Source organism: Streptomyces sp. MS19 (assembly GCF_047200595.1).
Classification (GTDB): Bacteria; Actinomycetota; Actinomycetes; order Streptomycetales; family Streptomycetaceae; genus Streptomyces.
The window spans coordinates 1-24482 of sequence record NZ_JBJZOH010000017.1; the positions used below are offsets into that span (position 1 = coordinate 1).

Here is a 24482-nt window from a genome sequence, read left to right on the forward strand (position 1 = left end):
AGCGTCCCGGACGCGCGGATCACCAATGTCCGCATCGACGGCTCGAACAACGGCGCGGGCATCCTCGCGATGGCGGGGGCGCGCGGCAGCGCGACGCTCACCAATGTCACGATCACGGACTCGGCCGACGGCCACATCGTCGTCCAGCCCGGCTCGCAGTTCGTCATCACCGGCGGCAACACCGGCGGTGCCTCCCAGCAGGACTCCCCGCGGCAGGACTCCCGCCAGGACGCGGCGGCAGCGCCCGTGGTCGCGCCGTCGTCACGGCGCGGCGCGGTCTGACCCGCCACCACCGCGGGCCCGTGGTCCCCGGCGGACCACGGGCCCCACGGCCGCCCGGCCCGCGCCCTCCCCGGGGCGCGGGCCGGGCGCGGTCCGGTTCAGACGCTCAGCGCCTCCCGCACCGCGCGTTCCGCGCCCGCGCCCCTGGCGCCGGACGACGTGACGCGGCCCGCCTCCAGCACGTGGTACCGCTCGGCGGCGCGCAGCGCGAAGGCGATGTGCTGCTCGACCAGCAGCACGGAAAGACCCGACGCGCCGAGGCCGAGCACCGTCTCCTGGATCTCCGCGACGACGGACGGCTGGATGCCCTCGGTCGGCTCGTCGAGCAGCAGCAGGCGCGGCCGGGTCAGCAGGGCGCGGGCGAGGGCGAGCTGCTGCCGCTGGCCGCCGGAGAGCAGCCCGGCGCGGCGGCCGGTGACGGCCCGCAGCGCGGGGAAGCGGTCCAGCGCCTCGTCCAGCGCCGCGCGCCCGTCGCGCCGCGCGTCGGCGACGAGCCGCAGGTTCTCCAGCGCGGTGAGCTGCGGGAAGCTCTGCTGCCCCTGCGGTACGTACGCGAGGCCGCGCCGCACCCGCCGGTGGGCGGACAGCCGCGTGATGTCCTCGCCCTCGAACAGCACGGCGCCCGACCGGGGCCGCAGCAGTCCGACGACGGCGCGCAGCAGCGTGGACTTGCCCGCGCCGTTGTGCCCGAGGACGGCCGCCACACCGTCGGCCGGCACGGACAGGGACACGCCGTGCAGGACGGTGGTGCGCCCGTACCCGGCCGTCAGCCCGGTGACCTCCAGCATCAGGCGACTCCTTCCTTCTGCTCTCCCGCGGGGCTGTGCTCATCGGGGCTGTGGCCCAGGTAGACCTCCTGGACGCGCGGGTCGGCCCTGACCTCGGCCACCGAGCCCTCGCTGAGCACACGCCCCGCGTGCAGGACGGTGACGCTGCTGGCGAAGGCGCGCATGAAGTCCATGTCGTGCTCGATGACGACGACGGTGCGGTCCGCCGCGATACGCCGCAGCAGGCCGCCGGTCGCGTCCCGTTCCTCGTGGCTCATGCCGGCGACCGGCTCGTCGAGGAGCAGCAGTTGCACGTCCTGGACGAGGAGCATGCCGATCTCCAGCCACTGGCGGCGGCCGTGCGCGAGCGTCCCGGCGAGGTCGCCGCGCCGGTCGGCGAGGCCGATGGTCTCCAGCGCGCGGGCGACGGCCTCGGGGACGCCCCGGCGGCGGCGCAGCAGCGCGGCGGGGGAACGCCCCGCGCCCGCGGCGATGTCGAGGTTCTGGAGGACGGTGAGGTTCTCGAAGACGGTGGCGGTCTGGAACGTGCGGCCGATGCCGAGGCGGACGATGCGGTGCACGGGTCTGCCGAGCAGCTCCGTGCCGCCGAACTCGGCGGAGCCGGCCGCGGGCACCAGGCCCGTCACGGCGTCCACCAGCGTCGTCTTGCCCGCGCCGTTGGGCCCGATCAGGAAGCGCAGGTCGCCCGGCCCGACGGTGAGGCTCACGCCGTCCACGGCGGTGAAGCCGTCGAACGTGACGCGCAGGTCGGTGATCCGCAGGCCCTTCAGCGGTTCGTCGGGGGTCGTCATGCGGGCACCTCCGCCGGGCGCGGGCCGCGGCGGGCGAGCAGCCGCCGCAGCGAGACGAGTCCGCCGGGCAGGAACGCCACGACGGCGATGAAGAGACCGGCCTGGAAGTACGTCCACGCCGCCGGGAACTCCTCGGACAGCGAGGTCTGCGCCCAGGCGACCGCGACGGCGCCCGCGGCCGCGCCGGCCACGCTGGCGCGGCCGCCGATGGCCGCGCCGATCACGAACTGGATGGACGGCGCGATCCCGATCAGGGCCGGGGAGATGATCCCCACGGCCGGGACGAACAGGGCGCCCGCGATGCCCGCCATGCCCGCCGACAGGACGTAGGCCGCCAGTTTGACGAGCGCCGGGTCGTAGCCGAGGAAGCGGACGCGTTCCTCCGAGTCCCGGACGGCGACGAGGAGTTCGCCGTAGCGGCTGAGGAACAGCTGCCGTGTCAGGACCATCAGGGCGAGCAGGACGCCCGCGATGAGGAAGTAGACGGTCCGCCGGTTGACCGGGTCGAGGAGCGAGAAGCCGAAGAAGCCCTGGAAGTTGGTCAGGCCGTTGGTGCCGCCCGTGGTGGCCTGCTGGCCGACGAGGAGGATCGCGAACGCGGCGGCGAGCGCCTGGCTGAGGATGGCGAAGTACGCGCCGCGCACGCGGCGGCGGAAGACCGCGTAGCCGATGGCCGCCGCGATCCCCATGGGCAGCAGCAGCACGGCGGCCAGGGCGACCGCCGGTGAGCGGAACGGCTCCCACCACCACGGGAGTGCGTTCGCGTCGCCGTACAGCAGCATGAAGTCGGGGAGCTGCCCGGCGCCCGCGTCGGCGAGCTTGAGGTGCATCGCCATCGCGTAGCCGCCCAGGCCGAAGAAGAGGCCCTGGCCGAGGGTCAGCATGCCGCCGCGCCCCCAGGCGAGCGAGATGCCGACGGCGACGATGGCGAAGCACAGGTAGCGGGCCAGCTGCCCGAGCCTGAAGTCGCCCAGCAGCGCCGGGGCGACGGCGAACAGCAGCACGGCGAGGAGCGCGTAGCCCGCGGGCGCGCGCCAGCGGTCGAGCGTACGGGTGGTCATGCCAGGCTCCGGGTCCGCAGGGTGTGGATGCCTTGGGGGCGCCACTGGAGGAAGGCCACGATGGCGATCAGGACGGTGACGCGGGCGACGCTGACGGTCGTCGAGTACTCCATCACCGCCTGGAGGACGCCGAGGGCGAACGCGGCGATCACCGCGCCGCGCAGCCGCCCGATGCCGCCGACGACGATCACGAGGAACGCGTCGATGATCACGTTCGTGCCCATCGTGGGCCCGATCGGTCCCACCAGGGTCAGGGCGACCCCGGCGAGACCGGCGAGGCCCGAGCCGGCGAAGAACGTGAGCCGGTCCACGCGGCCCGTCGCGATGCCGGACGCCTCCGCCAGGTCGCGGTGCTGCACGACGGCCCGGATGCGGCGGCCGAGCGGCGTGCACCGCAGCGTCAGTGTGAGGGCCGCGACGGCGGCGACGGCCAGGCCCAGGATGAACAGCCTGCTGTACGCCAGGGTGAGCGGGTCGTCGCCGCCGATCAGGGTCAGCCGCCCGGACAGCCAGCCGGGCGACTCGGTGTGCACGTTCGGCGCGCCGAAGATGTCGCGGGCCAGCTGCTGGAGCATCAGGGAGACGCCCCAGGTGACCAGCAGCGTGTCCAGCGGACGCGCGTACAGCCGCCGGATCAGCAGCCACTCCAGCAGGGCGCCCATCGCCCCGGCGACCAGGAAGGCCACCGGGAGCGCGAGGAGGAGCGAGAGCCCGGCGTCCTCGACGGGCCCTTGCAGCACGTACACGGTGTAGGCGCCCGCCATGATGAACTCGCCGTGCGCCATGTTGATGACGCCCATCTGCCCGAAGGTCAGGGAGAGTCCGAGCGCGATGAGCAGCAGGACGGCGCCGATGCTGACGCCGGTGAACGACTGGCTGAGGTAGACCGTCATGTCAGGACAGGCCCTCGGCCCACGGGTAGCCCTCCAGGTAGGGGTCGGGGCGTATCGGCTCGTCCGACGACCAGACCTCGGTGATGCTTCCGTCGGCGCCGATGCGGCCGATGCGGCTGGTCTTGTAGAGGTGCTGCGTCTCGCCGTCCACGGTGACGGTGCCCTCGGGGGCGTCGAACGTGATGCCGTCGGCGGCGGCGCGGACGTCCTCCACGTCGAACGACCCGGCCTCCTCGACCATCCGCGCCCAGAGGTGGACGGAGGTGTAGGCGGCCTCCATGGGGTCGGAGGTGGGGCGGTCCTCGCCGTAGCGTTCCTGGTAGGCGGCGACGAAGCCCTCGTTGGCGGTGCTCTCGGTGGTCTGGTAGTAGTTCCAGGCCGTGAGCTGGCCCGCCAGGTACTCGGCGCCGATGCTCGCCACCTCCTCCTCGGCGATGGAGACGGACAGGACGGGCATCTCCTCGGCGGTGAGCCCGGCCGCGGCGTACTCCCGGAAGAACGAGACGTTGCTGTCGCCGTTGAGGGTGTTGAACACCGCGTCGGCGCCGGAGTCCTCCACCTTGTTGGCGATGGTGGCGAACTCGGTCGAGCCCAGCGGCGCGTAGTCCTCGCCGGCGATCTCGATGCCGTGCTCCTCGGCGTAGGCGGTGATGATGCGGTTGGCGGTGCGCGGGAAGACGTAGTCGCTGCCGACGAGGTAGAGGGACTCGACGCCCTCCTCCTCGCGCAGGTAGTCGAGCGCCGGGATGATCTGCTGGTTGGTGGTCGCGCCGGTGTAGAAGATGTTGGGCGACTGCTCCAGGCCCTCGTACTGCACGGGGTAGAAGAGGAGCGAGCCGTTCTGCTCGAAGACGGGCAGCACGGCCTTGCGGCTCGCCGAGGTCCAGCAGCCGAAGACGGCGGCCACGCCGTCCTGGAGGATCAGCTTCTCCGACTTCTCGGCGAAGGTGGGCCAGTCGGAGGCGCCGTCCTCGCTGATCGGCTCGATCTGCCGGCCGAGGACGCCCCCGGCCGCGTTGATCTCGTCGATCGCCAGGAGCAGCGCGTCCCGTACGGTGACCTCGCTGATCGCCATGGTGCCGGAGAGGGAGTTGAGCAGGCCGACCTTGATCGTGTCGCCCGAGGTGTCCACCTCGGCGGCGGCGCTGCCCGCGGTCTCCTCGCCGGTGCGGGCGCCGCAGGCGGTGAGTGTCATGGCGGTGAGCGCCGACACGGCGGCGGCGAACAGGCGGAAGCGCCGTCCACGGAATCTGGGCATGTCCGTCCTCCATGTCCCGCCCGAGTGGCGGGGTAAGGGGAAGGTGACACCGGGCCGCGCCGCCCGGCCTGAACATGCCACAGCCTCAACAGGCTTGATTTCTCCGGGATTTCTCGACAGTTAACACTTCCGGTCGGAAGGAACCGGCCGTCAGGCCTGGCGCGTGCTCCAGGCGTCGAGGTCGGCCGTCACCCGGAAGTCGAGGCCGTCCGCCTCGGCGAGGTAGATCCGCTGCCTGACATGGCGGCCGCTCAGCCGCAGCAGGCCGCGGGCGCCCTCGTAACTCACGCGCTCGGCCGCCCGTTCGATCGCCGGGACGCGCCAGGAACCGGCCGCGGCGACGAGGGCCGCCAGCAGCAGCACGCCCTCGTAGCAGGACTCCCCCAGCGTGCTGGGCGCGGGCGCGCCGTGGCCGAAGCGCGCGGCGTAGCGGCCGTGGAAGTCGAGCGTGTCGGCGGTGGCGAGCGAGCCGAAGAACCCGGCCGTGGCGGTGAGTCCGCGGGTGGCGTCGGGGCCGCTGGCGAGCAGCATGTTCTCGTCCATGAGCGTGCTCAGCCGCAGGGCGCGGCGGTCGAGCCCGGCGGCGGCCCAGGCGCGGTTGAAGCGGACGGCGTCGCTGCCGACGAGGAGCATCAGCACGGCGTCGGCGTCGTGGCGCTCGACGCGGCGCAGGGCGGCGGTGAAGTCGTCGGTGCCGAGCGGGAGGTAGGTGGCGCCGCAGATCCGGCCGCCGCTCTCGCGGGCGTACACGTGGGCGGCGCGCGCGGTCCGGCGCGGCCACACGTAGTCGTTGCCGACGACGTACCAGCGGCGTACGCGGTGCTCGGCGGCGAGCAGCCGCATGGCGGGCCGGAGTTGTCCTTCGGGGGTCTCGCTGGTGAGGTAGACGCCGGGGGTCGTCTCGCCGCCCTCGTACAGCGCCGTATACACGTACGGCACGCGGCCGGCGAGGCGCGGGGCGAGCGCGCGGCGCACCGGGGAGATGTGCCAGCCGGTGACGGCGCGCACGATCCCGGCGTCCACGAGGGCGGCGACCTCGGCGGCCACCTGCCGCGGCGGGGCGCCGCCGTCCACGGTGACCAGGCGCAGTTCGCGGCCGAGGAGACCGCCCGCGGCGTTCACCTCGTCGGCGGCGAGCCGGGCGCACAGCTCGCAGGCGGGGCCGAAGATCCCGGCGGGGCCCTGGCGCGGCACGACCAGCGCGACGCCGAAGGTGTCGGCGTCGGCGGCGAGCCACTCTCCGTCGGCCATCGGCCCATCATCCCGGGTTTGTACGATGGTTGGCCCGTCGCCCGAGGAGTGAGATGGCCGTGCCGAGCGAGGAACGACCCGGGGAGCTGGCCGCTCTGCTCGCCAGGGCCGGGCGGCTGTCGGACCGCAGGCTGCGCGCCGTCCTGGAGGGCGCGGGCTGCTCGGCCGACGCGTGGCGCGTCCTCGACCTGCTCGCCGACGGCGAGGGGCACGGCATGACGGCGGTCGCCGGGTGCGTGCTGCTGCCGCCGCCGACGCTGACCCGGCTGATGGACCAGCTGGTGGACGACGGGCTGGTGCACCGGCGGGTGGACCCGGTGGACCGGCGGCGCATCCTGGCGTATGTGACGCCGCGCGGCATGGAGTTGTGGCGGACGCTGGAGCGGCGGGTCGCGGAGAGCTGGGCGGGGCTGCCGGGCGGCGGGGACGACGAGCTGCTGACCGTGCTGCTGCGGCGGCTGGTGGCGCGCCTTGAGGACGCGTCGGCGGCGGACGGGCGCGCACAGCATGCCCGTTGACGGCGCGTCGGCTCCTTCCGGTGCCGCACGGCGCTCGCTAGGCTGCTCCGTCAGGCACGCCCGTGCGCGCGACCGAGGAGGCGTCATGCCGAGCGTCATCGCCCGACCCGTGCGGACCGCCCTCCCCCTGCTGGCCGCGCTGCTCGCGGCGGCCGGCTGCTCGGCGGACGGCGGCCGGGAGGACTCGCCGGAGGCCACGCGGGAGGCGGCCAGGGCGGGGCAGACCCAGGAGGAGGCCCCGGCCGGTGCGATCGGCGATCCCGTGGCGGCGGCCGAGGTGTGCGACGGCGCGCTCTCGCCGGAGGCGGGCGCGGCGCTTGAGGGGCTGACGGGCGCGTCGGAGTTCGAAGAGCTGGGGGGCCAGGAGGCGGGGGACGCGGCGCCGGCCGACCTCGCCGCGTTTGCGGACGGGCTGCCGGCCTCCGAGGCGTACTACGAGGACTTCTGCGTCGTCGGGGCCGCGGGCGCCGGGGAGCCGTCCGCGCGCGTCGCCTTCGGCCTGCGCGAGGCGGTGGACGTGCCCGGGACGCCGGGGCCGCGGGAGGTCCGCTACGCGGCCGGGGACTACGCGTACGCCACCGACGCGTCGGCGATCGTCGTCTTCCCGTGCGCGGGCGCGGGCGCGGGCCCCGGGGACCCCGGACACGTGGAGGCGAACCTCTGGACCGGCGGGGACTCGCCCGCCACGCGTGACGCGCAGATCACCCTCGCCGTGTCCTTCTCCCGCGCGCTCGCCGGCCGGCTCGGCTGCCTGGACGGCGCGGGGCTGCCCGAGGGCGTGCCCGAGCGGGTCGCGGGGGGCTGACCCGCGGAGCCGGCCGGCGGGCCCGCGTTCACTCGGCGGGGGCGCCGCCGACGAAGGTGCGTTCCTGTGGGGACGCCACGAGTTCGACCATGGTGCCGGGGCGGAACTCCTCGCCGAGGACGCCGGTGACCGCGTCGGTGAGCGCGGCGGCGAGGCGCGCGGAGATCTCGGCGGCCCCGGGGCGGTCGAAGGCGGTGGCGCGGATGCCGAGGACCACCGAGACCTGGGTGTCCACCGCCTCGCCGCCCTGGGCGAAGCGGCCGCTGGGGACCCCGGTCAGGACGATGCCGACGAGGTGGCGGGCCCAGGCGCCGTAGACGTCGGCGACGGCGTCGGTCAGGGCGGCGACGAGCGCGGACTCGTTGCCCGCGAGCCTGTTCTCCGGGACGTGGACGGTCAGATGCGGCACGGCCGACTCCATTACCTTTGACAACAAAGCATTTGCCTACAAACATAACTCGGGCACCGCCCGGTGTCCACGCGGGCGGCCCCTCCGATCGGCCGAACCGCGCGCCCGATCCCGTGGCGCGGGACGGGAACGACGCGGGCCGTGGTGGCGTTGGGCGAATTGATGACTACGCTGTGCGATGTCGCCAGGTGAAGGAGGGCCGGAAGAGGCGGAGGACGAAGTCGAATGATCTGAGTGATCCGGGGTAGCCGCGGCCCATTAGTTCGTTTCCCTGTACAGCTACCCGCTGCGCAGACTGAGAGAAAGGCACCGGCGTGCCAGGCGACAAGCAGATCCGGGGACCGGCGACCACGTCGTGGCGCCCGTCGTTCACGAACTCGCGGACCGACCCCGTGGTCTTCGGTGTGACGGCTGCGATCACGCTGGCGTTCGTCCTGTGGGGCTCGATCGGCACGGATTCCCTGGCCGACGCGTCCTCCTCGGCGCTGAACAGCGTCATCCACAACGCGGGCTGGGCCTTCGTGCTCGCCGCGTCGTCGTTCGTGGTCTTCGCGCTCTGGCTGGCCATCAGCCGCTACGGCCGGATCACCCTCGGCACCGAGGGCGAGAAGCCCGAGTTCAGGACCGTGTCCTGGGTCGCGATGATGTTCAGCGCCGGCATGGGCATCGGCCTGATGTTCTACGGCGTGAACGAGCCGCTGAGCCACTTCGTCTCCCCGCCGCCCGGCACCTCGCCGGACGACCCGGGCGAGCGGATGTCCACCGCCCTGGCCACCACGCTGTTCCACTGGACCCTGCACCCCTGGGCGATCTACGCGGTCGTCGGCATGGCCATCGCGTACAGCACCTACCGGCGCAAGCGGCGGCAGACGATCAGCGCGGTCTTCACACCGCTGATCGGCGAGCGGCACGCGAACGGCGCGGTCGGCAGGGTCATCGACATCCTGGCGATCTTCGCGACCCTCTTCGGCTCGGCCGCCTCGCTCGGCCTCGGCGCCCTCCAGATCGGCAGCGGCATCGAGGAGGTCGGCTGGCTGGACAACGTCGGCACCGGACTGCTCGTCGTGCTGATCGCCGCGCTGACGACGGCGTTCATCGCGTCGGCCGTGTCGGGCGTCGCGAAGGGCATCCAGTGGCTGTCCAACATCAACATGGTGCTGGCGGCGCTGCTGGCCGTGTTCGTGTTCGTCGTCGGCCCGACCGTGCTGATGCTCGACCTGCTGCCGACCTCGCTCGGCTCCTTCATCGACAGCCTGCCGGGGATGGCCGCGCGCACCGAGGCCAGCGGTGGCGAGGAGGTCGCCGGGTGGCTGTCGGGCTGGACGGTCTTCTACTGGGCGTGGTGGATCTCGTGGACGCCGTTCGTGGGGCTGTTCATCGCGCGCATCAGCCGGGGCAGGACGATCCGGCAGTTCGTCGGCGGTGTGATCCTGGTCCCGAGCGCGGTCAGCCTGGTCTGGTTCGTGATCTTCGGCGGGACGGCGATGCGCCTGGAGGAGAACGGCGCGGACCTCACCAGCCAGTCCACCACCGAGGGACAGCTCTTCGCGGTGCTGCGCGAGTACCCCGTGGCCGGGCTGACGTCGGTCCTGGTGATGATCCTGGTCGGCATCTTCTTCGTCTCGGGCGCGGACGCGGCGTCGATCGTGATGGGCACCCTGTCGCAGCGCGGCACACTGGAGCCCGGCCGGGTGGTCGTCGTGTTCTGGGGCGTCCTGACCGGTGCCGTCGCGGCGGTGATGCTGCTGGTCGGCGGTGGCGGCTCCTCGGCCCTCGACGGATTGCAGAATCTGACGATCCTCGCGGCCGTACCGTTCGCCCTCGTCATGGTGGGACTGTGCTTCGCGCTGATGCGCGACCTGCGGCACGACCCGCTGATCGTGCGCGGCGAGCGCGGTGAGGCGGCCGTCGAGATGGCCGTCATCGCGGGCAACGAGAAGTACGACGGCGACTTCGAGATCCGCATCGGGCCGGGACCCGGCGGCGAGCAGACCGCGACCGCCGAGCCGCGGCCGGCGCAGCCCGCGGGCAGCTGAGGCCGTTCCGCCGCTCCCCCCGGCCCCGGTTCCCGGGCCGGGGGGCGGCGGACTCAGGCGGCGCCGCCGAACCGGTCGGGCCTGAACAGGCCGATCGGATGGGCGGTGGTGCCGGTGAGCGCCAGGTCGGCGAGGATCTCGCCCACGACCGGCACGAACTTGAAGCCGTGCCCCGAGAAGCCGCACGCGACGGTGACCGCCGGGTGCGCCGGGTGCGGCGCGATGACGAAGTGCTCGTCGGGCGTCGTGGTGTACATGCAGGTGGCGGCGCGCAGGTGGCGGCCCGGGAGGGTCGGCAGGCGGTCGGCCGCGTAGGCGGCGATGTCCGCGATCTCCTCGGGGCGCACCGTGCGGTCGATGGTCTCGGGGGCGCACTCCTCGCCCTTGCGGAAGAACGCGGCCTTGACGCCGCCCTCGGGCCCCTCGACGGCGGGGAAGCCGTAGATCTGGGCGCCCTCCGGGTCCTCCCAGATCCAGACCGGGTGGCGCTCCGGCGCGTACGGAGCCGTGCCGCCGGTGGGCGAGAACCAGTGCATGACCTGCCGTTCGACGGTGAACGCCACACCCAGGTCCGGGAGTTCGCGCGGCGCCCAGGCGCCGGGGCACAGTACGAGGTGCCCGGCCGTGTACGTGCCGCGCGCGGTGCTCACGCGGACGCCGCGGCCGCCCGGCAGCGCCTCCCACGAGGTGGCGGGCTCGTGGAACCGCAGGTCGGCGCCCGCCCTGGTGGCCAGCTCGATCTGGGCGGCGACGGTCTCCTCGGGGCGCAGCAGCCCGGCGCGTGGCTCGAAGAGGGCGATGTCGTCATCGTGCGGCGCGAAGGTGGGGAAGCGGCGGCGTAGCTCCGGGGCGTCGAGGATCTCGTGCGGCAGGTCCCAGGTCTCGGCGGCGTGGCGGCTGCCCGCGACGGTGCGGCTGTCGGGGCGGCCGATCATCAGGCCGCCGCAGAGGGTGGCGACGTCGCGGCCGGTGGCGCGTCCGAGGCGCTCGTACAGCTCGTGGGCGCGCAGCAGCAGGGGGACGTACGCGGCGCCCTCGAAGTACGACTGCCGCGTGATGCGCGAGGCACCGTGGCTCGATCCCTGGGCGTGGGCCGGGCCGAACCTCTCCAGGCCGAGGACGCGGGCGCCCCGCGCCGCGAGGTGGTCGGCGGCGGCGCTGCCCATGCCGCCGACGCCCAGCACGATGACGTCGTACCCGGTCGGCGCGGTCGCCACGGTCGGCACGGGGTTCCTCCTGGGGGTGCGGGGCCGGCGGGGACCGTTCCACTGTCTCGCACGGCCCCGGTCGCGCGGGCCCCGGGTCAGCCGACGGCGCGGGCGGCGGCGCGGCCCGCGGTCCGGCCGGAGAACAGGCAGCCGCCGAGGAACGTGCCCTCAAGCGAGCGGTAGCCGTGCATGCCGCCGCCGCCGAAGCCCGCGGCCTCGCCCGCCGCGTACACGCCGGGCAGCGGTTCGCCGTCCGGGGTGAGGACGCGGGCGGACAGGTCGGTCTCCAGGCCGCCGAGCGTCTTGCGGGTGAGAACGCCGAGGCGGACGGCGATGAGCGGCCCCGCGTCCGGGTCGAGCATGCGGTGCGGCGGTGCGACGCGGACGAGGCGGTCGCCCAGGTAGCGGCGGGCGGCGCGGACGGCGGCGAGCTGGAGGTCCTTGGAGAACGGGTTGCGGATCTCCCGGTCGTGGTCCTCGACGCGGCGGCGCAGCGCGGCCTCGTCGATCAGGGGCTCGGCGGTGAGGGCGTTCATGCCGCGCACCAGGGCGGACAGGTCGCGTTCGACCACGAAGTCCTGGCCGTGGTCCATGAACGCCTGGACGGGCGCGGGCGTCCCGGCGCGGGCGCGGCCGAGGACGTCGCAGACGCTCTTGCCGGTCAGGTCGGGGTTCTGCTCGGAGCCGGAGAGCGCGAACTCCTTCTCGATGATGCGGCGGGTGAGGACGAACCACGTGTGGTCGTGCCCGGTGCGGGTGATGTGGGCGAGCGTCCCGAGGGTGTCGAAGCCGGGGAAGTAGGGGGCGGGGAGCCGTTCGCCGGTGGCGTCGAGCCACAGCGACGAGGGGCCGGGGAGGATGCGGATGCCGTGCCGGGACCAGACGGGGTCCCAGTTGGTGACGCCCTCGGTGTAGTGCCACATGCGGTCGCGGTTGACGGCGTGGGCGCCCGCCTCCTCGGCGATGCCGATCATGCGGCCGTCCACGTGGGCGGGCACGCCGGACAGCAGGCGCGCGGGCGGGGTGCCGAGGCGCCGCGGCCAGTGGGCGCGGACGAGGTCCTGGTCGCCGCCGATGCCGCCCGAGGTGATCACGACGGCCTGGGCGCGCAGGCTGAACGCGCCCGCGACATGCCGGTTGCTGGCGGTGCCGCGGCGGGCGGCGCTGGGGGCGAGGACGTCGCCGGTGACGGTGTCCACCGTCCCGGCGGTGGCGGCGAGGCCCGTGACGCGGTGGCGGAAGCGGAGCTGGACGAGGCCGCGTTCGGCGGCGCGGCGCACGCGGCGTTCGAACGGGGCGAGGACGCCGGGGCCCGTGCCCCAGGTGATGTGGAAGCGGGGCACGGAGTTGCCGGGGCCGGTCGCGTCGCCGCCGCGCTCGGCCCAGCCGACGACGGGGAAGAACCGTATGCCGTGCCCGCGCAGCCAGGAGCGCTTCTCCCCGGCCGCGAAGTCGACATAGCTCTCCGCCCAGCGGCGCGGCCAGTGGTCCTCGGGCCGGTCGAACCCGGCGGTGCCGAGCCAGTCCTGCCAGGCCAGCGCGTGGCTGTCGCGGACGCCGAGGCGCCGCTGCTCGGGGGAGCCGACGAGGAAGAGGCCGCCGAACGACCAGTGGGCCTGGCCGCCGAGGGACGCCTCGGGCTCCTGGTCGAGGAGGATGACGCGGCGGCCCGCGTCGGCGAGTTCCGCGGTGGCGGCGAGGCCGGCCAGACCGGCTCCGATCACGATCACGTCGGCGTCGTACGCCATGCCGTCCCGTCCTCCCGTGCCGCGCTGCCGGTGGTGGTGCCGCTGTCGGCGCCCCTGTCGGTGCCGGACCGATCCTGCGGGTGGGGCGGGTGTGGCGTCAACCGTTGCGGGGGCGGGGCAGGAAGCGCAGGGGGGTGCCGGGGGCGGCCTGCGCGGCGGCGGCGAGGGCGCGTTCCGGGACGACGCCGGCGACGGGGTAGCCGCCGGTGGTGGGGTGGTCGGCGAGGAAGACGACGGGGCGTCCGTCGGGCGGGACCTGGACGGCGCCGAGAACCATCGGTTCGCTGGGGAGTTCGCCGTGGCGGGCGCGGGTGAGGGCGGGGCCTTCCGTGCGCAGTCCGACACGGTTGCTGTCGGCGGACACGCGGTAGGGGGCGGTGGCGAGGGTGGTGACGGCGTCGGGGGTGAGCCAGTCGTCGCGGGGACCGAGCAGCAGCGGCAGGACGAGGGGGGCGGGCGGTGCGGGCTGGGGCACGGCATCGGTGGGCGCCGGGCGCGGGGCCGGGGCGCCGAGCGGGAGGACGTCGCCGGTGCGCAGGGGCGCGGGGCCGAGGCCGGACAGCAGGTCGGCCGAACGGCTGCCGAGGACGGGCGGGCAGGCGATACCGCCGGAGAGTGCCGCGTAGGTGCGTACGCCGCTGGTGGCGGGGCCGATGTCCAGGACGGCCCCGGCGGGCACGGTGAAGGCCAGGCCCCAGGGGGCGGGGCGGCCGTCGACGGTGACGGGGCAGGGCGCGCCGGTGAGGGCGGCGGTCAGCGGGGCGTGGGCGCGCAGGCCGCAGCCGGTGAGGGTGGTCTCCAGGGTGGCGGCGTCGGGCGGGTTGCCGACGAGGCGGTTGGCGAGAAGGTGGGCGGGCGGGTCGAGCGCGCCGGAGCGGGGGACGCCGAGGTGGGCCTGCCCGGGGCGGCCGAGGTCCTGGACGGTGGTGAGGGCGCCGGGGCGTACGACGGTGCAGGCGCGGTCGTTCGTGCGGCCGTTCATGCGGGCGCTCCGGGGACGGCGGTGAAGCGTACGCGGGTGCCGGGTGTCAGCAGCGCGACGGGCTCGCGGGCGGGGTCCCACAGGACCGCGTCGGTCGTGCCGATGAGCTGCCAGCCGCCGGGCGAGGCGCTGGGGTAGACGCCGGTGTAGGGCCCGGCCAGGCCGACGGAGCCGGCGGGCACGGAGGTGCGGGGCGTGGCGCGGCGCGGAACGGCGCGGTCGTCGGGCAGGCCCGTGAGGTAGCCGAAGCCGGGGGCGAAGCCGCAGAAGGCGACGGTGAATTCGGTGGCGGCGTGGAGACGGGCGGCCTCCGCGGGGGTGACGTCCCACAGCGCGGCCACGTCGGCGAGGTCGGGCCCCGTGTAGCGGACGGGGATTTCGACGGTACCGCTCCCGCCGGGGGTGGCGGGCGGGATGCCCCAGGTGGGGAGCGCGCGGGCCAGTGCGGCGGGGTCGGTGAGGCCGTCGAGCAGGACGGTGCGCGCTGCGGGGACGATCTCGGCGACGGGCGGCAGGGTCCCGGCGGCGCGGCGGCGGAGCAGTTCGGCGTGGAGGGCGCGGGTGCGTTCGCCGGTGGGGAGTTCGACGAGGAGGGCGCGGTCGCCGTAGGGCAGGACGTTCATGCGAAGCGCTCCAGGGTGATCCCGGCGGTGGTGAGGGCGTCGCGTACGCGGCGGGCGAGGTCCTGCGCGCTGTCGGTGTCGCCGTGCAGGCACAGGGAGCGGGCGCGGATGGTGACGCGTTCCCCGTCGTGGGAGGTGGCCTCGTGGTCGCGGGCGATTCCGACGGATCGCTGGACGACCGCCTCCGGGTCGGTGACGACGGCGCCCGGCTCGCTGCGCGGCACGAGGGTGCCGCGTGCGGTGTAGGCGCGGTCGGCGAACGCCTCGTCCACGGTGGGGAGTCCCGCGGCACGCGCGGCCTCGTGCAGGCGCGAGCCGGGCAGGCAGAGCACGGGCAGGGGGCGGCCGGCCAGGGTGACGCCCTCGATGACGGCGGCTGCCTGGGCCGGGTCGTGGACGACGCGGTTGTAGAGCGCGCCATGGGGCTTCACGTACGAGACGGCGGAGCCCGCCGCGCGGGCGAAGAGGTCGAGCGCGCCGATCTGGTAGGCGACCTCGGCGGCCAGTTCGGCGTGCGGGACGTCCATGGTGCGGCGGCCGAAGCCCGCGAGGTCGCGGTAGCTGACCTGGGCGCCGATGGCGACGCCCCGGGCGGCGGCCAGGTCGCAGACGCGGCGCATGGTGGCCGGGTCGCCCGCGTGGAAGCCGCAGGCGACGTTGGCGCTGGTGACGACCGTGAGCAGCGCGTCGTCGTCGGTCAGCCGCCAGCGGCCGAAGCCCTCGCCGAGGTCCGCGTTCAGGTCGATGGTCGGTGGGGTCGGTGGGGTCGGTGGGGTCGTCATGTGCCTCGCCGTTCGCCGTGCCGGGGTACGCCGGGTCCCATCATGGCGGGCCGCGCGGCGGGCGTCGCGTCGGATTCCGATGGTGCGCAGCGCGGCCCGCGGGGCGGGAAGAACCGGCCGCGCACGTCGTCGGGCAGGCGGCCGGTCGTGGCGGCAGTCTGCCGGGCCCGCGACGGCGGCGGTCAGGGTGCCCCTGCGGGCACGCGTCGTTGTCATGATCAGACGACTGACCCAGCGCGGGATGGGGTGACGACCATGCGCCGTTTCTGTGATCATCACGCACCGAGAGTTCCTGGTCCGTAGTCCCAGGCTTCCCGGAGGCTTGCGGTCCCGGGGGTGGACGCGGGGCGGCGCGTGTGTCGCGGCGTCCCCGCGGTGGAGGGACGGACGGGGCCTGATTAGGGTCGTCACATGATCAGACGGGCCAGGGACGCGGTGCGGCTGTGGTTCTCGCCGCAACTCGTGCGAGCCGAGGGCAGCCAGCCCGATTATCGGTTCAGTTTGGCCAACGAGCGGACCTTCCTGGCATGGCTGCGCACCGGGCTCGCCCTGCTGGCGGGCGGCATCGCCGTGGACCAGTTCCTCACCGGGCTGCCGGGCCCGTTCCGCGCCGTCGTCGCCGTCGTGCTGCTCGCGGGCGGCGGGCTGTGCGCGATCCGCGCCGTCAACCACTGGGTCCGCACGGAACGCGCCATGCGCCGCGGCGAGGACCTGCCCGCCGGGCGGTTCCCCGCGCTCCTCGCGGTGACGACGGCCCTGGCGGCGCTGGCGGTCGTCGTCGCCGTGCTGGTGAGCGGATGACGGGCGGCGCGCCGCCAGGGGCGCAGCGCGAGCGCACGCGGCTCGCGTGGCGGCGTACGACCCTGGCGTTCGCGGTGGTCCTGGTGCTGGCCGCCCGCGAGGGCGCGCGGACGGGCCGGGGCTGGGTCGCCGTGGCCGTTGCGGCGGCGCTGTGGGTCGCCTTCCTCGCTCTGGCCCACCGCCGGCTGCTCGCCCTGTCGGGGACGGGGCCGCCCCCGGCGCCGGTGGCCGCCGTCGTGGGCGCCGCCTGCGCGGTCACCGGGACGGCGGTGTGCGCCGCCGTGCTGGTGGCGGACGGCTGAGCCGTTCCCCCTGGGGTCGGCGCGCGGGGTCCGGCGGTACGGTGGCGGGATGGCCGAGCCCCGTGTCTTCGCGTCACCGGCCGAGCTGCGCGCCGCCGTCGGCGAACCGCTCGGCGCCGGCGACTGGCTCGGCGTGGACCAGGAGCGCGTCGACCTGTTCGCGGCGGCCACCGGCGACCACCAGTGGCTGCATGTCGATCCGGCGCGCGCGGCGGCCGGGCCGTTCGGCACGACGATCGCGCACGGCTACCTGACCCTCGCCCTGCTGCCCGCCCTGGTCCCCGGCCTGCTGCGGGTCGAGGGGACGCGCATGGCGGTCAACTACGGGGTGAACAGGGTGCGTTTCCCCGCGCCGCTGCCCACCGGTTCCCGGGTGAGGGCGACGGGGCGGATCGCGGACGCCGCCGATGTGCCGGGCGGCGTGCAGCTCGTCCTCGCGGTGACGGTGGAACGCGAGGGCGGCGAACGTCCCGTCTGCGCCGCCGAGACCGTGACCCGCTACTACCTCTGACCACCCCCCGGGCCACGCGGCGGCGCCGGGGCGGGTGTCGGGGGCGCGGCGAGCTGCGGGGAGCGCGTGCGGGACGGCGCGTGCGCCGTCTGCGCCGGGGCGTGCGGAGGGAACACAACTGCTGCGTACGCGTACGGATCATTCATGTACTCACCGTCAACCAACCGGCTACTCCACGCCACTTGACATGACGAAATACCGAAAAAGCAACCCGATGGTGTGATGTCGGGGCAGAGGCGCGCACGCGAACGCCTCCGTGCGCCCTGTCGGCCGGGCCGTCCGCATGAGACGACAGGACACATGACGAACCGGCGCGGTCCCAACCTTCAGTTGCGGACGCTGCTCATCGAGGCCGGCTGGACCCAGGAAGCCCTGGCCCGCGCGGTGAACACCCTCGGCGGCGAGATAGGGGCGGTGCTGCGCTACGACCGCACCGCCGTCGCCCACTGGCTGTCCGGCACCCAGCCGCGGCACCCCGTCCCCCAGCTCGCCGCCGAGGCGCTCTCACGCCGCCTCGGGCGCTCCGTCACGCCGGAGGCGGCCGGATTCCCCGGCGCGGTGCGCGAGAGCGTCCCCACGGACGCCGTGAGCGGCTTCACCGCGCTGGCGCGCGCCGACGCGGACGCCGGGCGGCGCGCGCCGCTGCACCAGCGCCCGTACCGCGTGGCGGACGCGACGGTGCCCGCGCCGCCCGAGGCGCCGGAGCCGGGCAGGCCGCTCGGCTCGCGCACCGACGAGACGACGGCGCTGCACGACGCCGTCGCGTTCTTCGCCGCGTCCATCGACACGCACGGCGGACGGCACGCGCGCAGCGCCCTGTCCGCGTACCTCGCCGACGACGTGGCCCCGCTGCTCGCCGCCGCCCCGCCGGGGCGCCACCGGGCCGAACTCCTCGTCCTCGCCTCGCGGCTGGCGTTCCTGCTGGCCCGCATGTACGAGGACGGGCTGCTGCACGGAGTCGCCCAGCGGTACTACACGTACGCCCAGCGCCTCGCCGCCGAGTCGGGCGACCGGACGGCGTGGAGCGTCGTGCTGCGCGCCATGAGCGCCCAGGCACAGCGGCTCGGACACCTCCCGGCGGCGCTGCAACTGGCGGAGGCGGCGCACGAGGGGGCGCGTACGGCGCCGTACGCGCACCAGGCGTACGTCCAGGCGCAACTGGCGGTGGTCCTGGGCCAGAACGGGGACCGGCGCGGGGCACTCGCCGTCATGGGGCGCGCCGAGCGGGCGGCGGAGCGGTCGCACAGCGGCGCGTCGCCGTTCGACAGCTACCCGGTGGCGGCGCTGCACTTCCAGACGTCGGCGATGCTGGAGGCCATCGGGGAACTGCCGGGCGCGCTCGCCGCGTTGCGCCGCGCCTCGGGCGAGCGGGCGCCGTCCGACCTGCGCGGCCGGGCGCTGAGCCAGGCGAGGTTCGGGCAACTGCTGCTGCGCACCGGGCATCTGGACGAGGCGTGCGCGGCGTGGGAGGGGTTCCTCGTCACGCAGGAACGGTTGCGCTCCGGCGACGCGGAGCGCGCGCTGCGCGACATACGGCAGGCGCTGCGGCCCTACCGCAACCGGAAGCGCGCGGCGGAACTGCTCGCGCGCACGGTGCCCGCCGGGAACCGCTGAGCGGGCGGCGGCGGACATGGAGACGGCCACCGCGTCGACCCGGGTGTCGTCGCGCGGTGGCCGGAGGGGAACGGGACGGTACGGGTGGCGGGGAGTGCGTCAGATCCGCCGCGCGGGCGCCGCCTCCCCTGGGGTCGGCCGCGCCCGCCGGTCGGTCAGCCGCGTCCGCCGAACAGCGTGCGCCGCAGCTTGCGCAACGGCGCGAACAGCAGCACCCGTGCGCCGCGGCTGGTGTGCGCGGTGCGCTTGTCACGCCGGGTGAGTTCCAGCATGAGCGAGGTGGCCTCTTCGGCGTCGCGCTGCGGCACGGCAGGTCCGGAGAGCACGCTCAGATGACGGTCGAGCCGCGCGCTGTTCGCGCTGCTCCCGCAGTTGATGGCAGGCACGCGGGGCGGCCTGCTGCGCGCTGTTATCTGCTCCATGACTCTCCCACCCGTACAACGACACCCGGTCCGGGCAGGGTAACCCTAACGCCCCACACGAGCGCGTGGGTATCCCGGTCCCACGATTCACCTTGCCCAGCAACGGGGTTGACGAACACCGCCGGACGCGTCCGCACCCCGGATCACCTCGCGTCACCGCGAAAAGCCCCATGCGCCTGGCTTGTCCCCGGGCCCGGGGCCGCCACCGCCACGCGGCGCCGCCATCCACCCACACGGAGGAATCGCCGGACCCGCGCCGCCCCCCACCGCGACCACGCGGGACGGGGGCGGCGGGGGGCGGGACGGCGTGCCGATCATGACGAGAATCACGTCGGCCGACCCGTCCGACCGGCGCGGACGGCGGGGAACGCGCCCCCTGTCACGCCCGGCGGACGCCGAACGCGTAGACGGTGGACGAGCGGTAGGTCCGCCCCGGCCGCAGCACCGTGCTGGGGAAGGCGGGCTGGTTGGGCGAGTCGGGGAAGTGCTGGGTCTCCAGGCACAGGGCGTCGCTCTGCCGGTAGAACGAGCCCGAGGTGCCCGCGAACGAGCCGTCGAGGAAGTTGCCGGTGTAGAACTGCACGCCCGGCTCCGTCGTGCTGACGGTCATCGTCCGGCCCGAGGAGGGGTCGTACACGGTGGCGAACTGCTCCGGGCGCCGGGTGCCGCCCTTGTCCAGGACGAAGTTGTGGTCGAAGCCCTGGCCGAAGCGGAGCTGCTCGTGCGACCTGCGGATGTCGCGGCCCACCGGCTTGGCGCGGCGGAAGTCGAAGGGCGTGCCCGCGACGGGCGCCAGGTCGCCGGTGGGGATCAGTGTCGGGTCGACGGGGGTGAAGCGTGAGGCGGCGAGCTGGACGTGGTGGTCGAGGGCGGTTCCCGAGCCCTCACCCGCGAGGTTCCAGTACGTGTGGTTGGTGAGGTTGACGACGGTCGGGGCGTCGGTGGTGGCGCGGTAGTCGATGCGCAGGGCGCCGTCGTCGGTGAGCGAGTAGTCGACGCGGACGTCCAGGGCCCCCGGGTAGCCCTCCTCGCCGTCGGGGCTGGTGCGGGTGAGGGCGAGGGAGGCGGGCCCGGTGGGCTCGACGTGCCACACGTGCTTGTCGAAGCCCTGGTTGCCGCCGTGCAGGCTGTTCGGGCCGTTGTTGACGGGCAGGCTGTAGGTGCGCCCGTCGAGGGTGAAGCGTCCGGCGGCGATGCGGTTGCCGTAGCGGCCGATGAGGGCGCCGAAGTAGGGCGAGAGCGTGAGGTACGGCTCCAGGCTCGCGAAGCCGAGGGACACGTTCGCCCTCTCGCCGCGGCGGTCGCGCACCTCCAGGGTCTGCACGATGCCGCCGTAGCTGAGGACCTTCAGGAGGGTGCCGCCGCGGGAGAGCGTCCAGCGGTGGACGTCGCGGCCGTCGGGGAGGTGCCCGAAGACCTCCTGGCGCGGTCCGCGGCCCGTGCCGCCGTGTGACGCGGGGGCGGCGGCGGTGGTGTCGGCGGCGCCGGCCACGCCGGACGTGGCGGCCACGCCCGCGGCCACGGCCGAGGTGAGGATCGTGCGTCTGCTGGGTGTCATGACCGGTTACTCCTCGTCGCGCGGGGATCTCGGAGTGCAGCGTTCGCTTTTTTCGCTTTCGGTTCGACTCTGCGAGGCGAGAAGTTAGGCGGGCCGCTGACACCGCGTCAAGAGTTATGCGGGGTGAATCCCGAGGCTGCTGGTGAAGTCGCAGGTCAGCGGACGGACTTCAGGGAGTGGCGCGGCCGGGGCGAGACGCGCACGTGATCTTGACGCAGCGCGCATGGTGGACAGGGCGGCGCCCCGGAGCCGCGCGCTCCCCGCCGTTCCCACATTTATCCAAGTGGCCGGGCGCACGGCAGAGGCCCCGCACCGCGGCCGTGGGGCCGGGGCGCGGGGCCTGTGCGGGTCGGAATCCTCCCTGGGTCAGCTCTTGACCGATCCGGACATCAGTCCGCCGATGAAGTACTTGCCGAGAACGATGTAGACCAGCAGGGTCGGCAGCGAGGCGAAGAGCGCGCCCGCCATGGAGACGCCGTAGTTCTGGAGCAGGGCGCCGTTGGCGAGGTTGTTCAGCGCCAGGGTCACCGGGCCGTTCTGGCTGGAGGAGAAGAACACCGCGAACAGGAAGTCGTTCCACGCCGAGGTGAACTGCCAGATCAGCACGACCACGAAGCTCGGCACCGAGATCGGCAGGATCACCGACCAGTAGGTGCGCAGCAGTCCGGCGCCGTCCATGCGGGCGGCCTCGACCAGTTCGTGCGGAACCGTCTGGTAGTAGTTCCGGAAGATCAGCGTCGTGATCGGGATGCCGAAGACGACGTGGAGCAGGATCAGGGTCGGGATGCCGCTCGGCAGACCCAGGTCGAGCACCAGCTCGTTCAGCGGGATGATCACGGCCTGGTAGGGGATGAACATCCCGAACAGGATCAGCGTGAACACGAGGTTCGCGCCCCGGAAGGACCAGCGGGAGAGCACGAAGCCGTTGACCGAGCCGAGCACCGCGGCGATCAGCGCCGACGGGACGACCATCTGCACGGTGCGCCAGATCGCCGGGGCCAGGGCGTCCCAGGCCGTCTCCCAGTTGTCGAACGTCCAGGTGCTCGGCAGGTTCCAGGCGCGCTCGGGGGCGGCGTCGCCTGGGCCCTTGAAGCTCGTCACCAGCAGGACGTAGACGGGGATCAGGACGATCAGGAGGAAGAGGAGCAGCGCGGCGTAGCGCAGCGTGCGGGCGAGGGTGAAGCCCTTGGGGCGGCGCGCGCGCCCGGGGGGCGCGGCCGGGAGGCCCGCGGCGGTCCCCGGGGGGACCGGCTGGGTGGAGAGCGTGGCCATCACTTCTCCCTGCGATTCGTGCGGATGAGGTAGGGCACGACCACGAGGGCCACGAGGACCAGGAGGATCGTTCCTACGGCGGCGGCGTTGGCGTAGTCGAAGCTCGACTTAAACATGTACATGTCGACGGCCGGGACCTTGGTCTGGTAGTTCGCCGGTTTCGAGATGGACATGATGAGGTCGAACGACTTCAGCGACATGTGGCCGATGATGATCAGCGCGGACAGCGCGATCGGGGACAGCTGCGGGAACAGCACGTGGCGGTAGAGCTGCCAGGTGGTCGTGCCGTCCATGCGGGCCGCCTCGCGCAGTTCCTCGGGGATGCCCCGGAAGCCGGCGAGGAAGAGCGCCATCACATAGCCGGACAGCTGCCAGATCGCGGGGATCGCGATGGCGGTGATGCCGTAGTCGACGTTGTTCCACCAGTTGTTCTGGAGGAAGTCGAGATGCACCATCTGGAACAGCCGGTTGAGGCCCGTCGCGCTCTCGTCCTGCCCGGAGTTGAGCAGCCACCGCCACACCACACCCGAGGCGACGAAGGAGATCGCCATCGGGAAGAGGTAGATGGAGCGGAAGACGCCCTCGCCCTTGATCGGGCGCTCCAGCAGCCAGGCCCACAGGAAGCCCATGAACATGGTCCCGGCCAGGAAGAGGACGGTGTAGAGCAGGAGGTTCTTCAGCGAGTGCTGGAACGCCTCGTCGCCGAGGAGGTCGAAGTAGTTGCTGAACCAGACGGTGCCCGAGGGCTCCTGGCCCGTGGTCTGGGCCGCCGTGTGGATGTCGGTCGTCGACGTCTGGAAGTTGACGGCGATCAGACCGTAGACGAACACGCCTATCAGGATCAGCGAGGGAGCCAGGAGCAGCAGCGGCGCCCCGGCACGTCTGAGGGTCTTGGTCATTGAGGTCTCCCTGAGCGCCGCGGCGCGCCGCCGGAGGGTCCGGCGGGCTCGCCGCGGGCGCGGTCCGGATGGGGCGCCGCGGGACGGGGGCGTACGGCTCGGTCGCCCGGCCGCCGCCCCCGTCGTGTCGCCGCGGGGTCAGTCCGTGCCGACCGCCGACGCGAGCTCCGACTGGAACGCCGCGAGGTCGGACGCTCCGGAGGTGAACTTGCTGGTGGCGTCCGTGATGGCGTTCAGCGTGGCCACCGGGGCGGCGGCGCCGTGCGCCAGGGAGGAGACGATGGTGTCCTGGGCGAACGACTCGATGGCCGTCTGCTGGTACTCCGAGAAGTCGGCCGGGTCGGCGTCGGTGCGCGCCGGGATGGAGCCCTTGGCCGCGTTGAACGCCGTCTGGCCCTCGGCGGAGCTGATGGTCTCCAGCCACGCCTCGGCACCCGCCTCGTGGGGCGCGCCCACCGGGAGGGTGAAGGAGTCGGCGAGGAAGTCGAAGACACCGTCGGTGCCGGGGACCGGCGCCGCGTTGAAGTCGGTGCCGAGGGTCTTGCCCTGCTCCTCGAACGCGGCGATGGCCCAGTCGCCCATCACGTTGAAGGCGGCGTTGCCGTCGATGACCAGCTGGGTGGCCTCGGGCCAGTCCAGGCCGTCGCGGTCGCTGTTGGTGTAGCTCATCGCGTGCTCGAAGTCCTCAAGGGCGGCGGTGACATCGGCGCCCTCCCAGTCCGTGGTGCCGTCCCACAGGCCGGTGTAGGCGTCGGAGCCGAGGTCGGACAGCAGGATCGTCTCCAGCAGGTGGACCTGGGTCCACGCGGTGGCGACGGACAGCGGGGTGACGCCCGCGTCCTGGAGGGTGTCCATGTCGGCGAACCACTCGTCGAGCGAGTTGTAGGTCTTCTCCGGGTCGATGCCGTTCTCCTCCAGCACCGAGGCGTTGGACCACATCATGTTCGCGCGGTGGATGTTGGAGGGGATCGAGTAGATCTTGCCCTCGTGCGTCAGCAGGTCCACCAGGTCGGCGGGGAAGGCTTCGCGCAGGTCGAACTCGTCGTACAGCGACGAGACGTCCTGGAGCTGCCCGGCGTTGATGTAGTCCAGCAGCTCGGCACCCGCGTGCGCCTGGAACGTGTCCGGCGGGTCGTTGGCCTGGAGGCGGGACTGGAGGAGGTCCTTCGCCGCGGAGCCCGCGCCGCCCGCGACGGCGCCGTTGATGAAATCGGTGTCCGGGTGCTGCTGGTCGAAGACGCCGACCAGGGCGTCGAGACCGGCCTTCTCGGAACCGGCCGCCCACCAGGTGAAGACCTCGACCTCGGAGTCGGAGCTGCCGCCCTCCGAGCCGCCGCCTCCGCCGCCGTTGGAGTTCCCGCTGCACGCGGAGAGTGTGAAGGCGGTGACGGCGGCGCCGGCCACCATCATGCCTATTTTGCGATTGACACGCATGCGAGTCCCTACGCCTTCATTGCCGTACCGGGGAACGGCGCGCAGGGGGACGGCGCGCCGCCGACGGGCGCCGTTGCGCCCTCGTTGTCCGGCAGTCATCAAAGGCCCAGGATTCGTTGAAGTCAAGAAGTAAATTCATAACGAACCGGAAGCGGTCCTTGGGGTTGGATCACATACCCAACGGGGGCGGGGCCCGCCGCGTCCCGAACGCCCCCTGAACGGTGGGGCATGACC

At 73.7% G+C, this 24482-nt stretch carries 25 protein-coding genes; 8 read left to right on the top strand and 17 right to left on the bottom strand.

The genetic code is table 11. The annotated features are described in order from the left end of the window. Window positions 1-282, top strand: a 282-nt coding sequence (locus tag ACL02R_RS17625) for a hypothetical protein (RefSeq protein ID WP_412797876.1), incomplete at its 5' end; no start/stop codon positions are given. 98 nt (window positions 283-380) lie between these two features. Here ACL02R_RS17625 and urtE read toward each other — a convergent pair. The 6 genes from urtE to ACL02R_RS17655 form a co-directional block, all read right to left on the bottom strand. After that, window positions 381-1070 carry an urea ABC transporter ATP-binding subunit UrtE gene (gene urtE / locus ACL02R_RS17630; protein WP_412797877.1) on the bottom strand — a complete coding sequence of 230 codons (690 nt, stop codon included), beginning with the start codon at window positions 1068-1070 and terminating at the stop codon, window positions 381-383. After that, a complete protein-coding gene (gene urtD, locus ACL02R_RS17635; protein WP_412797878.1) occupies window positions 1070-1861 on the bottom strand; it encodes an urea ABC transporter ATP-binding protein UrtD in 792 nt (263 codons plus the stop codon). The genes urtE and urtD overlap by 1 nt, the downstream gene beginning before the upstream one ends. Further along, a complete protein-coding gene (gene urtC, locus ACL02R_RS17640; RefSeq protein WP_412797879.1) occupies window positions 1858-2922 on the bottom strand; it encodes an urea ABC transporter permease subunit UrtC in 1065 nt (354 codons plus the stop codon). The genes urtD and urtC overlap by 4 nt, the downstream gene beginning before the upstream one ends. Continuing rightward, window positions 2919-3815: an urea ABC transporter permease subunit UrtB gene (gene urtB / locus ACL02R_RS17645; RefSeq protein WP_412797880.1), complete on the bottom strand. Its 897-nt coding sequence runs from the start codon at window positions 3813-3815 to the stop codon at window positions 2919-2921. The genes urtC and urtB overlap by 4 nt, the downstream gene beginning before the upstream one ends. 1 nt (window position 3816) lies before the next feature. Beyond that, window positions 3817-5073, bottom strand: coding sequence for an urea ABC transporter substrate-binding protein (gene urtA / locus ACL02R_RS17650; protein ID WP_412797881.1), 1257 nt, complete (start codon window positions 5071-5073; stop codon window positions 3817-3819). Between the two features lie 150 nt (window positions 5074-5223). After that, entirely contained in the window at window positions 5224-6324 is a 1101-nt protein-coding gene (locus tag ACL02R_RS17655; protein ID WP_412797882.1) for a substrate-binding domain-containing protein, read from the bottom strand. Between the two features lie 53 nt (window positions 6325-6377). Here ACL02R_RS17655 and ACL02R_RS17660 point away from each other — a divergent pair, with 53 nt between their 5' ends. Next, window positions 6378-6842, top strand: a complete 465-nt coding sequence (locus ACL02R_RS17660) for a MarR family winged helix-turn-helix transcriptional regulator (RefSeq protein WP_412797883.1) — start codon at window positions 6378-6380, stop codon at window positions 6840-6842. A gap of 85 nt (window positions 6843-6927) precedes the next feature. Continuing rightward, complete coding sequence (locus ACL02R_RS17665; protein ID WP_412797884.1) at window positions 6928-7647, top strand: hypothetical protein; 720 nt, start codon at window positions 6928-6930, stop codon at window positions 7645-7647. Window positions 7648-7675: 28 nt separating this feature from the next. On the opposite strand, the gene ACL02R_RS17670 is transcribed toward ACL02R_RS17665, so the two are convergent. Beyond that, on the bottom strand, window positions 7676-8056 hold the full coding sequence (locus ACL02R_RS17670) for a tautomerase family protein (RefSeq protein WP_412797885.1): 381 nt from the start codon (window positions 8054-8056) through the stop codon (window positions 7676-7678). Window positions 8057-8388: 332 nt separating this feature from the next. On the opposite strand from ACL02R_RS17670, the gene ACL02R_RS17675 reads away from it, so the two are divergent. Next, window positions 8389-10092, top strand: a complete 1704-nt coding sequence (locus tag ACL02R_RS17675; RefSeq protein WP_412797962.1) for a BCCT family transporter — start codon at window positions 8389-8391, stop codon at window positions 10090-10092. Between the two features lie 53 nt (window positions 10093-10145). Here the strand turns inward: ACL02R_RS17675 and solA are convergent, their stop codons facing one another. The 5 genes from solA to ACL02R_RS17700 all read right to left on the bottom strand — a co-directional run bounded on the left by solA (window position 10146) and on the right by ACL02R_RS17700 (window position 15435). Then, complete coding sequence (solA, locus tag ACL02R_RS17680; protein ID WP_412797963.1) at window positions 10146-11258, bottom strand: N-methyl-L-tryptophan oxidase; 1113 nt, start codon at window positions 11256-11258, stop codon at window positions 10146-10148. Between the two features lie 137 nt (window positions 11259-11395). Further along, on the bottom strand, window positions 11396-13048 hold the full coding sequence (locus ACL02R_RS17685; protein WP_412797886.1) for an FAD-binding dehydrogenase: 1653 nt from the start codon (window positions 13046-13048) through the stop codon (window positions 11396-11398). A 97-nt stretch (window positions 13049-13145) separates the two neighbouring features. Continuing rightward, complete coding sequence (locus tag ACL02R_RS17690) at window positions 13146-14030, bottom strand: biotin-dependent carboxyltransferase family protein (protein ID WP_412797887.1); 885 nt, start codon at window positions 14028-14030, stop codon at window positions 13146-13148. Next, a complete protein-coding gene (pxpB, locus tag ACL02R_RS17695; RefSeq protein ID WP_412797888.1) occupies window positions 14027-14653 on the bottom strand; it encodes a 5-oxoprolinase subunit PxpB in 627 nt (208 codons plus the stop codon). The genes ACL02R_RS17690 and pxpB overlap by 4 nt, the downstream gene beginning before the upstream one ends. Further along, window positions 14650-15435 carry a LamB/YcsF family protein gene (locus ACL02R_RS17700; protein ID WP_412797889.1) on the bottom strand — a complete coding sequence of 262 codons (786 nt, stop codon included), beginning with the start codon at window positions 15433-15435 and terminating at the stop codon, window positions 14650-14652. The genes pxpB and ACL02R_RS17700 overlap by 4 nt, the downstream gene beginning before the upstream one ends. Window positions 15436-15846: 411 nt before the next feature. Here ACL02R_RS17700 and ACL02R_RS17705 point away from each other — a divergent pair, with 411 nt between their 5' ends. From ACL02R_RS17705 to ACL02R_RS17720, 4 genes are all read left to right on the top strand, one after another. After that, a complete protein-coding gene (locus ACL02R_RS17705; RefSeq protein WP_412797890.1) occupies window positions 15847-16236 on the top strand; it encodes a YidH family protein in 390 nt (129 codons plus the stop codon). Then, complete coding sequence (locus tag ACL02R_RS17710; RefSeq protein WP_412797891.1) at window positions 16233-16538, top strand: DUF202 domain-containing protein; 306 nt, start codon at window positions 16233-16235, stop codon at window positions 16536-16538. The genes ACL02R_RS17705 and ACL02R_RS17710 overlap by 4 nt, the downstream gene beginning before the upstream one ends. Window positions 16539-16587: 49 nt before the next feature. Beyond that, window positions 16588-17049 (top strand): MaoC family dehydratase, encoded by a 462-nt coding sequence (locus tag ACL02R_RS17715; protein ID WP_412797892.1) that lies wholly within the window; start codon window positions 16588-16590, stop codon window positions 17047-17049. 300 nt (window positions 17050-17349) lie between these two features. After that, a complete protein-coding gene (locus ACL02R_RS17720; RefSeq protein WP_412797893.1) occupies window positions 17350-18663 on the top strand; it encodes a hypothetical protein in 1314 nt (437 codons plus the stop codon). Window positions 18664-18818: 155 nt separating this feature from the next. Here ACL02R_RS17720 and ACL02R_RS17725 read toward each other — a convergent pair whose 3' ends face one another. The 5 genes from ACL02R_RS17725 to ACL02R_RS17745 all read right to left on the bottom strand — a co-directional run bounded on the left by ACL02R_RS17725 (window position 18819) and on the right by ACL02R_RS17745 (window position 24248). Further along, a complete protein-coding gene (locus ACL02R_RS17725) occupies window positions 18819-19085 on the bottom strand; it encodes a hypothetical protein (protein ID WP_412797894.1) in 267 nt (88 codons plus the stop codon). A gap of 379 nt (window positions 19086-19464) precedes the next feature. Further along, window positions 19465-20643, bottom strand: a complete 1179-nt coding sequence (locus ACL02R_RS17730; protein WP_412797895.1) for an aldose epimerase family protein — start codon at window positions 20641-20643, stop codon at window positions 19465-19467. A 366-nt stretch (window positions 20644-21009) separates the two neighbouring features. Continuing rightward, entirely contained in the window at window positions 21010-21915 is a 906-nt protein-coding gene (locus ACL02R_RS17735) for a carbohydrate ABC transporter permease (protein WP_412797896.1), read from the bottom strand. Beyond that, on the bottom strand, window positions 21915-22814 hold the full coding sequence (locus tag ACL02R_RS17740; RefSeq protein WP_412797897.1) for a carbohydrate ABC transporter permease: 900 nt from the start codon (window positions 22812-22814) through the stop codon (window positions 21915-21917). Before ACL02R_RS17740 ends, ACL02R_RS17735 begins: the two co-directional genes overlap by 1 nt. A 138-nt stretch (window positions 22815-22952) precedes the next feature. After that, on the bottom strand, window positions 22953-24248 hold the full coding sequence (locus ACL02R_RS17745) for an ABC transporter substrate-binding protein (protein ID WP_412797898.1): 1296 nt from the start codon (window positions 24246-24248) through the stop codon (window positions 22953-22955). Window positions 24249-24482 lie beyond the last annotated feature (234 nt).

Excerpts from the sequence above, each read along its gene's own strand:
- ACL02R_RS17665 (WP_412797884.1), top strand. The coding sequence starts at position 6,928 with ATGCCGAGCGTCATCGCCCGACCCGTGCGGACCGCCCTCCCCCTGCTG.
- pxpB (WP_412797888.1), bottom strand. The coding sequence starts at position 14,653 with ATGAACGTCCTGCCCTACGGCGACCGCGCCCTCCTCGTCGAACTCCCC.
- solA (WP_412797963.1), bottom strand. The coding sequence starts at position 11,258 with ATGGGCAGCGCCGCCGCCGACCACCTCGCGGCGCGGGGCGCCCGCGTC.
- ACL02R_RS17725 (WP_412797894.1), bottom strand. The coding sequence starts at position 19,085 with ATGGAGCAGATAACAGCGCGCAGCAGGCCGCCCCGCGTGCCTGCCATC.
- ACL02R_RS17655 (WP_412797882.1), bottom strand. The coding sequence starts at position 6,324 with ATGGCCGACGGAGAGTGGCTCGCCGCCGACGCCGACACCTTCGGCGTC.
- urtC (WP_412797879.1), bottom strand. The coding sequence starts at position 2,922 with ATGACCACCCGTACGCTCGACCGCTGGCGCGCGCCCGCGGGCTACGCG.
- urtE (WP_412797877.1), bottom strand. The coding sequence starts at position 1,070 with ATGCTGGAGGTCACCGGGCTGACGGCCGGGTACGGGCGCACCACCGTC.
- ACL02R_RS17720 (WP_412797893.1), top strand. The coding sequence starts at position 17,350 with ATGACGAACCGGCGCGGTCCCAACCTTCAGTTGCGGACGCTGCTCATC.
- ACL02R_RS17730 (WP_412797895.1), bottom strand. The coding sequence starts at position 20,643 with ATGACACCCAGCAGACGCACGATCCTCACCTCGGCCGTGGCCGCGGGC.
- ACL02R_RS17715 (WP_412797892.1), top strand. The coding sequence starts at position 16,588 with ATGGCCGAGCCCCGTGTCTTCGCGTCACCGGCCGAGCTGCGCGCCGCC.
- ACL02R_RS17735 (WP_412797896.1), bottom strand. The coding sequence starts at position 21,915 with ATGGCCACGCTCTCCACCCAGCCGGTCCCCCCGGGGACCGCCGCGGGC.
- urtA (WP_412797881.1), bottom strand. The coding sequence starts at position 5,073 with ATGCCCAGATTCCGTGGACGGCGCTTCCGCCTGTTCGCCGCCGCCGTG.
- urtD (WP_412797878.1), bottom strand. The coding sequence starts at position 1,861 with ATGACGACCCCCGACGAACCGCTGAAGGGCCTGCGGATCACCGACCTG.
- ACL02R_RS17700 (WP_412797889.1), bottom strand. The coding sequence starts at position 15,435 with ATGACGACCCCACCGACCCCACCGACCCCACCGACCATCGACCTGAAC.
- ACL02R_RS17705 (WP_412797890.1), top strand. The coding sequence starts at position 15,847 with ATGATCAGACGGGCCAGGGACGCGGTGCGGCTGTGGTTCTCGCCGCAA.
- ACL02R_RS17745 (WP_412797898.1), bottom strand. The coding sequence starts at position 24,248 with ATGCGTGTCAATCGCAAAATAGGCATGATGGTGGCCGGCGCCGCCGTC.
- ACL02R_RS17740 (WP_412797897.1), bottom strand. The coding sequence starts at position 22,814 with ATGACCAAGACCCTCAGACGTGCCGGGGCGCCGCTGCTGCTCCTGGCT.
- ACL02R_RS17710 (WP_412797891.1), top strand. The coding sequence starts at position 16,233 with ATGACGGGCGGCGCGCCGCCAGGGGCGCAGCGCGAGCGCACGCGGCTC.
- ACL02R_RS17685 (WP_412797886.1), bottom strand. The coding sequence starts at position 13,048 with ATGGCGTACGACGCCGACGTGATCGTGATCGGAGCCGGTCTGGCCGGC.
- ACL02R_RS17690 (WP_412797887.1), bottom strand. The coding sequence starts at position 14,030 with ATGAACGGCCGCACGAACGACCGCGCCTGCACCGTCGTACGCCCCGGC.
- ACL02R_RS17660 (WP_412797883.1), top strand. The coding sequence starts at position 6,378 with ATGGCCGTGCCGAGCGAGGAACGACCCGGGGAGCTGGCCGCTCTGCTC.
- urtB (WP_412797880.1), bottom strand. The coding sequence starts at position 3,815 with ATGACGGTCTACCTCAGCCAGTCGTTCACCGGCGTCAGCATCGGCGCC.